At 61.5% G+C, this 13,305-nt stretch carries 14 protein-coding genes and 1 riboswitch; of the genes, 12 read left to right on the forward strand and 2 right to left on the reverse strand.

Annotation, left to right across the window (positions count from 1 at the left end; translation table 11 throughout):
• Positions 1 to 19: 19 nt before the first annotated feature.
• Positions 20 to 670: a C40 family peptidase gene (locus NHU87_RS13210; protein ID WP_253548927.1), complete on the forward strand. Its 651-nt coding sequence runs from the start codon at positions 20 to 22 to the stop codon at positions 668 to 670.
• A 165-nt stretch (positions 671 to 835) separates the two neighbouring features.
• Complete coding sequence (locus tag NHU87_RS13215; RefSeq protein ID WP_253548929.1) at positions 836 to 1,372, forward strand: C40 family peptidase; 537 nt, start codon at positions 836 to 838, stop codon at positions 1,370 to 1,372.
• Positions 1,373 to 1,537: 165 nt separating this feature from the next.
• Here the strand turns inward: NHU87_RS13215 and NHU87_RS13220 are convergent, their stop codons facing one another.
• Together NHU87_RS13220 and NHU87_RS13225 are read right to left on the reverse strand one after the other, a co-directional pair.
• Positions 1,538 to 2,848 (reverse strand): PQQ-dependent sugar dehydrogenase, encoded by a 1,311-nt coding sequence (locus NHU87_RS13220; protein ID WP_253548931.1) that lies wholly within the window; start codon positions 2,846 to 2,848, stop codon positions 1,538 to 1,540.
• Positions 2,849 to 2,916: 68 nt separating this feature from the next.
• Positions 2,917 to 3,501, reverse strand: coding sequence for a hypothetical protein (locus NHU87_RS13225; protein ID WP_253548933.1), 585 nt, complete (start codon positions 3,499 to 3,501; stop codon positions 2,917 to 2,919).
• Positions 3,502 to 3,637: 136 nt separating this feature from the next.
• A riboswitch (cobalamin riboswitch) is annotated at positions 3,638 to 3,800 on the forward strand.
• Positions 3,801 to 4,217: 417 nt separating this feature from the next.
• On the opposite strand from NHU87_RS13225, the gene cobO reads away from it, so the two are divergent.
• The 10 genes from cobO (at position 4,218) to NHU87_RS13275 (ending at position 13,237) form a co-directional block, all read left to right on the forward strand.
• A complete protein-coding gene (gene cobO, locus NHU87_RS13230) occupies positions 4,218 to 4,829 on the forward strand; it encodes a cob(I)yrinic acid a,c-diamide adenosyltransferase (RefSeq protein ID WP_253548935.1) in 612 nt (203 codons plus the stop codon).
• Positions 4,830 to 4,839: 10 nt separating this feature from the next.
• Positions 4,840 to 6,222 carry a cobyrinate a,c-diamide synthase gene (locus NHU87_RS13235; protein WP_253548937.1) on the forward strand — a complete coding sequence of 461 codons (1,383 nt, stop codon included), beginning with the start codon at positions 4,840 to 4,842 and terminating at the stop codon, positions 6,220 to 6,222.
• Positions 6,219 to 6,869, forward strand: coding sequence for a 5,6-dimethylbenzimidazole synthase (gene bluB / locus NHU87_RS13240; protein WP_253548939.1), 651 nt, complete (start codon positions 6,219 to 6,221; stop codon positions 6,867 to 6,869). Before NHU87_RS13235 ends, bluB begins: the two co-directional genes overlap by 4 nt.
• On the forward strand, positions 6,866 to 7,774 hold the full coding sequence (gene cbiB / locus NHU87_RS13245; RefSeq protein WP_253548941.1) for an adenosylcobinamide-phosphate synthase CbiB: 909 nt from the start codon (positions 6,866 to 6,868) through the stop codon (positions 7,772 to 7,774). The genes bluB and cbiB overlap by 4 nt, the downstream gene beginning before the upstream one ends.
• Positions 7,767 to 8,759, forward strand: coding sequence for a threonine-phosphate decarboxylase CobD (gene cobD / locus NHU87_RS13250; protein WP_253548943.1), 993 nt, complete (start codon positions 7,767 to 7,769; stop codon positions 8,757 to 8,759). The genes cbiB and cobD overlap by 8 nt, the downstream gene beginning before the upstream one ends.
• Positions 8,756 to 10,207 carry a cobyric acid synthase gene (locus NHU87_RS13255; protein ID WP_253548945.1) on the forward strand — a complete coding sequence of 484 codons (1,452 nt, stop codon included), beginning with the start codon at positions 8,756 to 8,758 and terminating at the stop codon, positions 10,205 to 10,207. The genes cobD and NHU87_RS13255 overlap by 4 nt, the downstream gene beginning before the upstream one ends.
• A gap of 147 nt (positions 10,208 to 10,354) precedes the next feature.
• The gene (gene cobU, locus NHU87_RS13260) at positions 10,355 to 10,876 is read left to right on the forward strand and encodes a bifunctional adenosylcobinamide kinase/adenosylcobinamide-phosphate guanylyltransferase (RefSeq protein ID WP_253548947.1); all 522 of its coding nucleotides are present in this window, start codon (positions 10,355 to 10,357) and stop codon (positions 10,874 to 10,876) included.
• Positions 10,873 to 11,928, forward strand: a complete 1,056-nt coding sequence (cobT, locus tag NHU87_RS13265) for a nicotinate-nucleotide--dimethylbenzimidazole phosphoribosyltransferase (protein ID WP_253548950.1) — start codon at positions 10,873 to 10,875, stop codon at positions 11,926 to 11,928. The genes cobU and cobT overlap by 4 nt, the downstream gene beginning before the upstream one ends.
• Positions 11,925 to 12,500 carry an alpha-ribazole phosphatase family protein gene (gene cobC / locus NHU87_RS13270; protein WP_253548952.1) on the forward strand — a complete coding sequence of 192 codons (576 nt, stop codon included), beginning with the start codon at positions 11,925 to 11,927 and terminating at the stop codon, positions 12,498 to 12,500. The genes cobT and cobC overlap by 4 nt, the downstream gene beginning before the upstream one ends.
• Positions 12,501 to 12,502: 2 nt before the next feature.
• A complete protein-coding gene (locus NHU87_RS13275; RefSeq protein WP_253548953.1) occupies positions 12,503 to 13,237 on the forward strand; it encodes an adenosylcobinamide-GDP ribazoletransferase in 735 nt (244 codons plus the stop codon).
• The last annotated feature ends 68 nt before the right edge of the window (positions 13,238 to 13,305 follow it).

Raw genomic sequence — 13,305 nt, forward strand, 5'->3', positions numbered from 1 at the left:
ATCAGCCACGGTCGTGCCCATGCTAAATCGCTTCGCACCCCTCGTGCCTCTCGCACTCGTCACCCTGTTGTTCGGTTGCGCTGCTCACTCTCCAGTGTCCCAGCAAGAGCCAAAACAGCAGGTTTCAAATTCAGTTACCGCGCAATCTTCCGTTCTTTTCCAGGAAGCTCTTTACCAAGATGGCGTGGCCACCGATAAAGAACTGGCAGACTTCGCCGGCGGCAAGTCATATCAGCTTCCGGTTCTGGCCGACAGCATCCTCGAACGTGGCATGTCTCTGATCGGTACCCGTTACCGTTTCGGCGGCACCTCCGAGGCTGGCTTCGACTGCAGCGGCTTCATCGGTTATCTGTTTCGTGAAGAGGCCGGCATGAACCTGCCGCGCTCCACTCGCGAAATGATCAACGTTGACGCTCCTCTGGTTGCTCGCAGCGCCCTCAAGCCGGGTGACCTGCTGTTCTTCGCCACCAATGGTCGTCGCGGTCGTGTCAGTCACGCCGGGATCTACCTGGGTGACAACCAGTTCATCCACTCCAGCAGCCGCAAAAGTGGTGGTGTCCGGATCGATAGCCTGGGCGACAGCTACTGGAGCAAGACCTTCATCGAAGCCAAGCGCGCACTCGCGATGGCGCCCGCTGCGACCCCGGCTATCGTCACGGCACGCAAGTAAGCGGACAGCTTGTAAGGCGAACTTAAAGTCTTACTTGAAGTTTGCCGCGTAGCCGCTAGAATCCTGATCTATTATTGATGGCAAACCGCCTGCGTTCTGCGCAGGCGGTTTTCTTTTCTGCCTTTTCGGTGGAAAAAGCCGCAGCCAGATCAGGATGTTCTGTTTATGACGATGTCGGCCCGCCTCGCACTCATGTTCTTCGCAGCGCTGCTCAGCGCCTGCGCCAGCCGCACACCGCCACCTGCGCCGGTGGTTCGCGCTCCGATTGTTTTTGGTCCTTCCCAAGCCTTTTCCCCTGCGGCGGAAGACGTGCTGTTTCGCGCGTTGGGCCTGGTGGGAACGCCTTATCGCTGGGGCGGCAACACGCCGGATTCCGGGTTCGATTGCAGCGGTTTGATCGGCTATGTGTATCGCGATGTCGCAGGCATTTCCTTGCCGCGCTCCACCCGCGAGATGATCGGCATGCAGGCCCCTAGTATCGGCAAGGAAGGCCTGCAAACCGGTGATCTGATTTTCTTCGCCACCAATGGCGGCTCCCAAGTCAGTCACGCCGGGATCTACGTCGGCGAAGGCCGCTTCGTCCACGCGCCAGCCACGGGCGGCACGGTCAAGCTGGACAGCTTGTCCAAGGCTTACTGGCAGAAGGCCTATCTGAGCGCCAAGCGCGTCTTGCAACCCGGGCACTTGGCACAAAATCCGTAGCGGATGTTGTCATGACCGCTCGATTGAAGGATGACGCTGCGCAGAAACTGTAGGAGCGAGCGGTGCGGCGATCCGACTTGCCCGCGAAAGCGGTGTGTCAGTCGATATCAATGTTGACTGTGCTGCCGCTTTCGCGGGCAAGCCTCGCTCCTACAGTCGAACTGATTACTTGGCCGCGGAAACGCGCCACACCTTATTCCCCACATCATCTGCCACCAGCAAGCCACCCTGCTGATCGATCACCACGCCCACCGGCCGGCCCATGGCTTTTTCCTCGTCATTGAGGAAACCGGTGAGCACATCCACCGGCTGCCCGGTCGGTTTGCCGGCGCTGAACGGTACGAAAATCACTTTGTAGCCGCTGTGCGGCTTGCGGTTCCACGAGCCATGCTGGCCGATGAATGCACCTTGAGTGAACGGCGCCGGAAGTTTGCTACCTTCGGCAAACGTCAGGCCCAGTGACGCGGTATGTGGCCCCACCGCGTAGTCCGGTGCAATGGCCTTGGCCACCAGATTGGGGTTTTGCGGCTCGACGCGAACATCGACGTGCTGGCCGTAATAGCTGTAAGGCCAGCCATAAAACCCGCCGTCCTTCACGGATGTGATGTAGTCCGGTACCAGGTCGCTGCCGAGTTCGTCACGCTCGTTGACGGCGGTCCATAGTGCGCCGCTCTGAGGTTCCCAGGCCAGACCGTTTGGATTGCGAATCCCCGAGGCGAAGATCCGATGATTGCCGGTGGCGCGGTCCACTTCCCAGATCGCCGCGCGTCCTTCCTCCTGATCCATGCCGTTTTCACCGACATTGCTGTTCGAGCCCACGGTGACGTACAGCTTGCTGCCATCCTTGCTGGCGATGACGTTTTTGGTCCAGTGGTGATTCAGCGTGCCGCCCGGCAGATCGACCACCTTGGTCGGCTGCGACTTGATCGCCGTCTCGCCATTTTCGTAGTGGAAACGCAGCAGGCGATCAGTGTCGGCGACGTACAGGTCATTGCCGACCAGGGTCATGCCGAAGGGCGAGTTGAGGTTTTCCAGGAATACCGTGCGGGTTTCGGCGACGCCGTCGTGGTCCTTGTCCCGCAGCAGGGTGATGCGGTTCGGGCTGGGGACGCCAGCACCGGCACGGCCCATGACTTTGCCCATCACCCAGCCGCGAATGCCGCCACCATCGGGTTTAGCTGGCGCGTTGGTTTCAGCCACCAGCACGTCACCGTTAGGCAGCACGTAAAGCCAGCGCGGGTGCTCGAGGCCTTCGGCAAACGCCGCCACTTGAGTCCCCGCCGCGGCGACAGGTTTCTTGCCTTCAGGCCAGCCGATCGCCGGGGCGATATTCACCGTCGGGATCAGGGTTTTATTGGGTTCTGGCAGCTTGGGCGAGGGGCCTGTGCCATCCGAGACTTGCAGGGTGGAGGTTTCACCACAGGCGGCGAGCCCTCCGGCGAGCGCGATGATGAAAACGAGTTGGGGTTTGCGCATTACTGATCTTCCCTATGAATGCATGGACGTAATCATAGAGAAGCGTAGACGCTCGATGGTTCAACCGGTCAGCCGCGGGCTTCCTTGAGCAGAATAGCGATGCCCGGGTGATAATTGCCGGCGTCATTACGCAACTTGCGGTAGGCGTAAGGGAAATACCAGGCCACGGCGCAGGTGTGTTCCTTTTGCAGGTCGTCGACCATGTCCTGGAGTTCTTCCGGGGTGGCGCTGTGCTGGGCTTTTTGTGGCGCGACAAACAGGCAGCCGAGTTTCAGGTCGCTGGCGTAGCTGATTCGCTTCGCGTCACTTGTGATGTCCGCCAGTGCCTGAGTCAGGTTCAGGCTGTTGGCCCGCGGCCAGCGCTGGGTGGCCTGGAGATACGCGCGTTCTTCGCTGCTGGCGATAAACAAGTCGGCGCGGGCGTTGCGTTCGCCTTCTTCGATCTGTTTGCGCGTCGATGTTTGTGGCAGCGTGACCATTTCTGCCATCCAGGCTGCGGCGGAGAGCAGGCCAAGGTTGGCGTTTTCGTCATACCAGTAAGGTGTATCGTTATCGCCGCGCACGGCGTTGTAGCGGTCGATACAGTCAAACCAGCGTTCCAGCACCGGCCGCAGGAATTCCAGCTTCGGATTGCTGATGATCATGCCTTGCATGTGGCTCACCCTTGTTATTGTGTTGTCAGGTTGTGGCTCTTTGATATCACTGCTGCCAGTGTGGCACAAGATCGGCGGCAGGTATTCGCTTAGCGGCGCCCCGGCTTTAATTGACGCTCCACCCCCAACCCTCTAACCTTCGCGGCTTGTTTCAGGTGCTCTGTGACCTTGGTCGACAGAGTGAAACAGGGAAGCCGGTGAGTGAATTTCTTCCAGCGAAGAATGATCACGATCCCGGCGCTGCCCCCGCAACGGTAAATGAGTGAAGACTGCGCGAGGGCCTGTCATCAGCTTTTTCCTATACCGCGTTGAGGTCTGAAAGCGGACCAGGCAAGGCGCAGTCCGCTGGTAATGGTTGTTCCCTTACCAAGGACTGCAACGCAGTCTGGTCCGCTTTCAGACACAACCCGAAGGGCCGGGCCTGCTGTGGCGCAGGGCTGCGTTGCTCGGAGCTTGTTTGGAATGACCAAACCACGCTCCTCGCGCCTTGCCCTGCACCACAGCAGGCCCGGCGCGGTATAGGAAAAAGCTGATGACAGGCCCTAGCCACTGTGTCGACTGTCGATATGGGAAGGCGCGCAGTCGGGCGCAAGCCGCTCATGAGCCCGGAGACCGGCCTGATTCATCCAACGGCATCACGGTGGGCGATGCCAGGCTTTTTGCCGTCTATTCTTGTGCCTGCCCGCCGTTATCCAGCCTCAACGGAGAGCTCCCCCATGACTGATACTCCCGATCGTGACGAACGCCATCTGGCGCGCATGCTGCGCAAAAAAGCCGTGATCGACGAACGCATCGCCAACTCGCCGAATGAATGCGGTTTGCTGCTGGTGCTGTCCGGCAACGGCAAAGGCAAGAGCAGCTCGGCGTTCGGCATGCTTGCGCGGTCCATGGGCCACGGCATGCAGTGTGGCGTGGTGCAGTTCATCAAGGGGCGCACCAGCACCGGTGAGGAGCTGTTCTTTCGGCGCTTTCCGGAGCAAGTGCGTTTTCATGTGATGGGCGAGGGGTTCACCTGGGAAACCCAGGACCGCCAACGCGACATCGCCGCCGCCGAAGCCGCCTGGGCGGTGTCCCGCGAACTCTTGCGCGACCCGTCAGTTGGTTTGGTTGTTCTTGATGAGTTGAACATTGCCCTCAAGCATGGCTACCTCGATCTCGATCAGGTGCTCAGCGACTTGCAGGCGCGTCCGCCGATGCAACACGTGGTGGTCACCGGTCGTGGCGCCAAACCGGAGATGATCGAACTGGCCGACACCGTCACCGAAATGGGCATGATCAAGCACGCCTTCCAGGCCGGAATCAAAGCGCAAAAAGGCGTCGAGTTGTGAGCTGCACTTTATGAATAGCCATCGTCATTGCCCGGCGGTTCTGATCGCCGCGCCGGCCTCCGGTCAGGGCAAGACCACCGTCACCGCCGCGCTCGCTCGTTTGCATCGCAATCAGGGGCGCAAGGTTCGCGTGTTCAAATGCGGCCCGGACTTTCTCGACCCGATGATTCTCGAGCGCGCCAGCGGCGCACCGGTTTATCAACTAGACATGTGGATGGTCGGTGAGCAGGAAAGTCGACGGCTATTGTGGGAGGCCGCGGGCGAAGCCGACCTGATCCTTATCGAAGGCGTCATGGGGCTGTTCGACGGTACGCCGTCCAGCGCCGATCTGGCGCGGCACTTCGGTGTGCCGGTGCTCGGCGTGATTGACGGCACTGCCATGGCGCAGACGTTTGGCGCGCTGGCCCTGGGCCTTGCGCGCTATCAGCCGGATTTGCCGTTTGCCGGTGTGCTGGCCAACCGGGTCGGCACCGTGCGCCATGCGCAGTTGCTCGAAGGCAGCCTGACTGAAGGCTTGCACTGGTACGGCGCGCTGTCCCGGGAGACCGGTATCGAATTGCCAAGTCGGCATCTCGGTCTGGTTCAGGCCAGTGAGTTGAATGACCTCGATCTGCGTCTCGATGCGGCGGCCGAGTCACTGGCCAGCAGTTGCGACGTAGCGCTGCCGCCGGCCGTGGAATTCGCCGCGCCTGAAATGATCGCAGCCGAACCCTTGCTGGGCGGTGTGCGGATTGCCGTGGCCCGGGACGAAGCTTTCGCGTTTACCTACGGCGCGAGCCTGGATCTGTTGCGGGCCATGGGCGCCGAATTGTCTTTCTTCTCACCGATCCGCGACACCGAATTGCCGGAGGCAGACAGCCTCTATCTGCCGGGCGGTTACCCTGAACTGCACCATGTGGCGTTGTCGCAAAACACGCCGATGCTGACCGCCATCCGCGCTCATCACGCAGCGGGCAAACCGTTGCTGGCCGAGTGTGGCGGCATGCTGTATCTGCTGGATTCGTTGACCGATGTCGAAGGCACTCGCGCTGAACTGGTCGGCTTGCTGGCCGGTGATGCGGTGATGCAGAAGCGTCTGGCCGCGTTGGCCTTGCAGGCGGTCGAATTGCCGGAAGGTTTGCTGCGTGGGCACACTTATCATCACTCGTTGACCAGCACTGAACTTGAGCCGATTGCTCGTGGTTTGAGCCCGAATGGCGGGCGAGGGGCGGAGGCGGTTTATCGCGAGGGGCGGATGACGGCTTCTTATGTGCATTTTTATTTCCCGTCCAATCCGACAGCGATTGCTGCGCTGTTTGCGCCTGACCTTGAGGCCGCCTTCGCGAGCAAGCCCGCTCCCACAGTGGACCGCATTTCAAATGTGGGAGCGGGCTTGCTCGCGAAGAGGCCATGACAGACAACGCATTTTCCGAAGCCGAGCGCGCAGCCGTTTACCGAGCCATCGCTGAACGTCGCGACATGCGTCACTTCAGCGGCGGCACCGTCGAGCCCGAGTTACTGCGTCGCCTGCTCGAAGCCGCGCATCAAGCCCCAAGTGTCGGCCTGATGCAGCCCTGGCGATTCATCCGCATCAGTGACCGGGCATTGCGCGGCAAGATCCAGCAACTGGTGGAAGACGAACGCATCCGCACCGCCGAAGCCCTCGGCGAGCGCTCCGACGAATTCATGAAGCTCAAGGTCGAAGGCATCAACGACTGCGCCGAGGTGCTGGTCGCCGCGCTGATGGACGATCGTGAGCGGCATATCTTCGGCCGTCGTACGCTGCCGGAAATGGACATGGCTTCGCTGTCTTGCGCCATCCAGAACCTTTGGCTGGCGTCCCGCGCCGAAGGCCTGGGCATGGGCTGGGTGTCATTGTTCGAGCCGCAAGCGCTGGCGGATTTGTTGGGTTTACCGGTCGGGGCCAAGCCTTTGGCCATTCTTTGTCTGGGGCCGGTCAAGGAATTCTATCCGGCGCCGATGCTGGTACTCGAAGGCTGGGCGCAGGCGCGTCCACTCAGCGAGTTGCTGTATGAAAATTATTGGGGAGTGAGTCAATGAGTGTGGCGTTGTTGAGTGTCGCCGCGGTCGCGCTGGATGCGCTGCTGGGTGAACCCAAACGCTGGCATCCGCTGGTGGCGTTCGGTCGTTTTGCCGATCGCATCGAGCAACGTTTCAACTCCGGTGGCCGCGGCTGGCGCAGTCACGGGGTTACGGCCTGGGTGATGGCGGTCGTGCCGCTGACCTTGTTGGCCACTGCATTTTCCTGGGCACCTTATGTTGGCTGGATCGTCGAGATTCTCGTGCTCTATTTCGCCCTCGGCATGCGCAGCCTTGGTGAGCACGTCGAGCCGGTGGCCAAGGCCCTGCGCAGTGATGATTTGATCGAGGCGCGCAAACGCGTCAGCTATCTGGTCAGCCGTCAGACCAGCGAACTGGATGAAACCGAAGTCGCCCGCGCCGCCACCGAATCGGTGCTGGAAAACGGCAGCGACGCGGTATTCGCCGCGCTGTTCTGGTTTGCTGTGGCGGGCGCGCCCGGCGTGGTGCTCTATCGCCTGAGCAACACCCTCGATGCGATGTGGGGTTATCGCAACGAACGCTTCGAGCGCTTCGGTTGGGCTGCGGCGAAGATCGATGATGCTCTGAACTACATTCCCGCACGCCTGGTGGCGTTGACCTACGCGCTGTTGGGCAAAACCCGACTGGCGCTGAAGTGCTGGCGTATCCAGGGCCCGACTTGGGACAGCCCGAATGCCGGGCCGGTGATGGCGGCCGGTGCCGGTGCGCTGGGTGTCGAGTTGGGTGGGGCGGCGATTTATCACGGTGAACTGCATCAGCGTCCGCCATTGGGCGAAGGCGTGCCAGCGGATGCCGATTCTATCGACCGTGGCTGGCAATTGGTCCAGCGCGGGGTATGGTTATGGCTGCTGATTCTCTGCGTGGGGGCTGAGTTCTATGCTTGAGCACGGTGGCCGCTTGCGCAAGGCGGCGCTTGAATACGGCATTGCCGAAGCCGATTGGCTCGACCTGTCCAGTGGCCTTGCACCTTGGCCATTCCCGGTCCCGGACATCCCACTGCGGGCTTGGGCGCGGTTGCCGGAAACCGATGACGGTCTGGAGCAGGCTGCCTGCGACTATTACGGTGCGGCCCAAGTGCTGCCGGTGGCGGGTTCGCAAATGGCGATCCAGTTGCTGCCGCGTTTGCGTCGGGCCGGCAAGGTCGGCGTGCTGTCGCCGTGTTACGCCGAACACGCCGAAGCCTGGCGTCGCAGCGGTTACATCGTGCGGGAAGTGCTGGAGTCGGAAGTCGATTTCTTTCTCGACAGCCTCGACGTGCTGGTGGTGGTCAATCCGAACAATCCCACGGGGTTGAGCCTGACCCCGGCTCGTCTGCTGGATTGGCATGCGCGGTTGGCCCAGCGCGGTGGCTGGCTAGTGGTGGACGAGGCGTTCATGGACAACACTCCGCATTTGAGCCTCGCGCCGTTCGCCAATCAGATCGGCTTGATCGTGCTGCGTTCCTTCGGCAAATTTTTCGGCCTGGCCGGTGTGCGGTTGGGGTTTGTATTGGCCGAGCGTAAGTTGCTCAAGCTGCTGGCCGAACAGGTCGGGCCTTGGGCGGTCAGCGGTCCGACCCGAGTGCTGGGGCAGGCGTGTCTGACGGATACCGAGGGGCACACTCGACAGCGCATTCGCACTGACGAGGCTGGCGAGCGTCTGGCGTTGCTGCTTGAGCAATACGGTTTCAAACCTCAGGGCGGCTGCGCGTTGTTCCAGTGGCTGATCACCGAGTGCGCCGAAGCGCTGCATGAATTCATGGCCCGGCGGGGCATTCTGCTGCGGTTGTTCACCCACACCAGCAGCCTGCGGTTTGGCTTGCCCGCCAATGAAGCGGATTGGTTGCGTCTCGAGCAAGCGCTTGAAGCCTACGTTAAGGAAGCGCAATGACTACGTTGATGGTGCAGGGCACTACATCGGACGCCGGTAAAAGCACGCTGGTGACGGCGTTGTGTCGCTGGGTCACGCGCCAGGGCGTGAGCGTCGTGCCGTTCAAGCCGCAAAACATGGCCCTCAATAGCGCGGTAACCGCCGACGGTGGCGAGATTGGCCGTGCTCAAGCGGTGCAGGCTCAGGCGGCCCACCTCGAACCGCACACCGACATGAACCCGGTGCTACTCAAACCCAATAGCGATACTGGCGCCCAAGTGATCATTCATGGTCGCGCGGTCACGACGATGAACGCGGTCGCCTATCACGACTACAAAGCCATCGCCATGCAAGCGGTGCTGGCCTCTCATGAACGTTTGAAAGCCGCATATCCAGTGGTAATGGTCGAAGGGGCGGGCTCGCCGGCAGAGATCAACCTGCGTGCCGGCGACATCGCCAACATGGGGTTTGCCGAGGCGGTGGACTGCCCGGTGGTGCTGATTGCCGACATCAATCGCGGCGGTGTTTTCGCGCATTTGGTCGGTACGCTGGAGCTGCTGTCGCCCAGCGAGCAGGCCCGGGTCAAAGGCTTCATCATCAACCGTTTTCGCGGCGACATCGCCTTGCTGCAACCTGGCCTCGATTGGCTGGAGGCGCGCACCGGCAAACCGGTGATCGGGGTTTTACCGTACGTGATGGATCTGCATCTTGAGGCCGAGGACGGCATCGATCAGCGTCAGACCGACAAGGCCGATCAAGTACTCAAAGTGGTGGTGCCGGTACTGCCGCGCATCAGCAACCACACCGACTTCGATCCGCTGCGCCTGCATCCGCAAGTGGACCTGCAATTCATCGGCCTCGGTCAGGCGATTCCGCCGGCCGACTTGATCATTCTTCCCGGCTCGAAAAGCGTGCGCAGTGACCTCGCGTATCTGCGGGCCAACGGCTGGGACACGGCGATCTCGCGGCATTTGCGCTACGGCGGAAAAGTGCTGGGGATCTGCGGCGGTCTGCAAATGCTCGGCGAGCAGGTGCACGACCCGTTGGGCCTTGAAGGCGCACCGGGTTCCAGTGCCGGTTTGGGCTTGCTGGCGTTCGAAACGCAGCTCGAAGAAGAGAAGCAGTTGCGCAATGTGCGTGGGCGTCTGACGTTGGAGGACGCGGAGGTCAGCGGCTATGAAATTCATGCCGGCGTGACCACCGGGCCGGCGCTGGAAAACGCAGCGGTGCAACTCGACGATGGTCGCTGCGATGGCGCGCAAAGTGTCGATGGACAAATTTTTGGTACGTATCTGCATGGGCTGTTCGAGTCACCGGCGGCGTGCAGTGCGCTGTTGCGCTGGGCTGGTTTGCAGGATGTGCAGGAAGTGGATTATCACGCCTTGCGCGAGCGCGATATCGAGCGGTTGGCGGATCTGGTGGAGAAGCATCTGGATACTTCGTTGTTGCGTGAACTCTGTGGAATTTGAGGTAACTGCACAGGCCCCATCGCGGGCAAGCCCGCTCCCACAGGTTTCGCGGGTGGACAAAAATCTGTGAACGGCCTCAATCCTTGTGGGAGCGGGCTTGCCCGCGATGAGGCCCGTCCCGACACCGAAGATTTTAAGGAATAAACCATGCTGCAACTGATCCTCGGCGGCGCCCGCTCCGGCAAAAGTCGCCTGGCTGAAAAACTGGCGACAGACAGTCAACTCCAAGTCACCTACATCGCCACCAGCCAACCCCTGGACGGTGAAATGAACGAACGGGTGGCCCATCATCGCGCCCGCCGTCCGGCCGAATGGGCATTGATCGAAGAACCGCTGGAACTGGCCCGCGTGCTGCGCGAAAACGCCAGTGCCGACCGTTGCTTGCTGGTGGATTGCCTGACGCTGTGGCTGACCAATTTGCTGATGCTCGATAACGCCGAGCGTCTCTCGGTCGAACGCGAAGCCCTGCTGGACTGCCTGGCGTCATTGCCGGGTGAAATCATTTTTGTCAGCAACGAGACCGGGATGGGTGTCGTGCCGCTGGGCGAATTGACTCGCCGCTATGTCGATGAAGCCGGTTGGCTGCATCAAGCCTTGGCCGAGCGCTGTCAGCGAGTCGTGCTAACCGTCGCCGGCCTGCCCCTGACTTTGAAAGGAACCGCGTTATGACTCACTCCTGGTGGCTGAACCCGTGCAAGCCAATCGATGCGCAAGCGGTCGAACAGGCGCAGGCGCGTCAACAGCAACTGACCAAGCCTGCCGGCTCGCTCGGCCGGCTCGAGTCGGTGGTGGTGCAACTGGCCGGGTTGCAGGGGCAGGTCAAACCGAAGCTCGATCAGCTGTGGATTGCGATTTTTGCCGGTGACCATGGTGTGGTCGCTGAAGGCGTGTCGGCGTTTCCGCAGGAAGTCACTGGGCAGATGCTGCTCAACTTTGTCAGCGGCGGCGCGGCGATCAGCGTGTTGGCGCGGCAATTGGGTGCTTCCCTGGAAGTGGTCGACCTCGGCACCGTCACGCCGTCGTTGAATCTGCCGGGTGTGCGTCACCTGAACATCGGCCCGGGCACGGCGAATTTCGTCCACGGGCCGGCGATGACTCAGGCCCAAGGTGAACTTGCCTTGCAGGCCGGTCGCGACAGTGTGCAGCGTGCGATCGCAAGCGGTTCGCAGTTGTTCATCGGTGGCGAAATGGGCATTGGCAACACCACCGCGGCCAGCGCGTTGGCCTGTGCGTTGCTCGATTGCCCGGTGGTGCATTTGACCGGGCCGGGCACCGGTTTGAACGCGGCGGGTGTCAGCCATAAAGCCCAGGTCATAGAACGTGCCTTGGCGTTGCACAACGCTCAACGGGACGATGCACTGCAGACCTTGTTCAACCTCGGCGGTTTCGAAATTGCCGCGCTGGTCGGCGCGTACCTGGCCTGTGCTCAGGAAGGCGTCGCGGTGTTGGTCGACGGGTTTATTTGCAGTGTCGCTGCGTTGGTGGCGGTGCGATTGAATCCGGCCTGCCGTGAGTGGTTGCTGTTCGGTCATCGCGGCGCCGAGCCGGGTCATCGCCATGTGCTCGAAACCCTGAACGCCGAACCGTTGCTGGACCTCGGCCTGCGACTGGGCGAGGGTAGCGGTGCGGCGTTGGCCGTGCCATTGCTGCGTCTGGCCTGCGACCTGCACGGGCAGATGGCGACGTTCGCCGAAGCGGCAGTGGCGGATCGCCCGGCATGACCTTGCGCCTGGACCTGTTGCGCCATGGCGAAACCGAACTCGGTGGCGGTTTGCGCGGCAGCCTCGACGATGCGCTGACCGGCAAGGGCTGGGAACAAATGCGTGCCGCGGTGATCGAGCAGGGGCCCTGGGATCGACTGGTCAGTTCGCCGTTGCAGCGTTGCGCGCGCTTTGCGCAAGAGCTTGGGGCGCGACTGGGTTTGCCGGTCCAGCTGGATAAGGATCTGCAAGAACTGCATTTCGGCGCCTGGGAAGGGCAGAGCGCGGCGGCGCTGATGGAAACCAGCGCCGAGGCGTTGGGCTTGTTCTGGGCCGATCCCTATTCGTTCACGCCGCCTGACGGTGAGCCCGTGATCGACTTTTCGAGACGAGTGTTGGCGGCCATCGAACGGCTGCACGCAGCCTATGCCGGTGAGCGAATCTTGCTGATCAGCCATGGCGGCGTCATGCGTTTGTTGTTGGCCCAAGCGCGCGGATTGCCGCGTGAGCAGTTGCTCAACGTTGAAGTCGGTCATGGCGCGTTGTTCTCGCTGTCGGTCGAGCCGGGTGTCTTGTTAAGGGAAGCGATCTGACCATGTTGCCATTCTGGATCGCCCTGCAATTTTTGAGCAGCCTGCCGATTCGGCTGCCGGGCATGCCGACGCCCGAGGAATTGGGCCGGTCGCTGCTGTTTTATCCGCTGGTCGGTTTGCTGTTCGGCGTGATTCTGTGGGGGATGAACTGGCTATTGCTGGGCACGCCGTTATTGCTTCACGTCGCACTGCTGTTGAGCGTTTGGGTCGTGCTCAGCGGCGCGTTGCATCTGGATGGCCTGGCCGATAGCGCCGATGCGTGGCTCGGGGGGTACGGCGACCGTGAACGCACCCTGACCATCATGAAAGACCCGCGTAGCGGGCCGATCGCCGTGGTGACGCTGGTGCTGGTGTTGCTGCTCAAGTTCGCCGCATTGCTGGCGTTGATCGAACAGCAGCACAGCGTGGTCCTGATCATCGTTCCACTGATTAGTCGCAGCGCGTTACTGGGATTATTCCTCACCACGCCTTATGTGCGTCCTGGTGGACTGGGGCAGGCGCTGGCCGATCATCTGCCGCGTTTGGCCGGCAAACAGGTGTTGGCTATCAGTGCGGTGGCGTGTGTGCTGATGGCTGGCCTCAGCGCTGTATGGGCGCTTGTATTAGCGGCCGCGCTGTTTGTCTGGTTGAGGCAAGTGATGCTGCGGCGCTTGGGCGGGACAACGGGCGATACGGCAGGGGCATTGCTGGAATTGCTGGAAGTGGCAGTGCTGGTGGGGCTTGTATTGATCCTGTAGGAGCGAGGCTTGCCCGCGAAGGCGGTGTGTCAGTCAACATTGATATCGACTGACACACCGCCTTCGCG

The sequence above is a fragment of the Pseudomonas mandelii genome (assembly GCF_024138395.1).
GTDB lineage: Bacteria > Pseudomonadota > Gammaproteobacteria > Pseudomonadales > Pseudomonadaceae > Aquipseudomonas > Aquipseudomonas mandelii_E.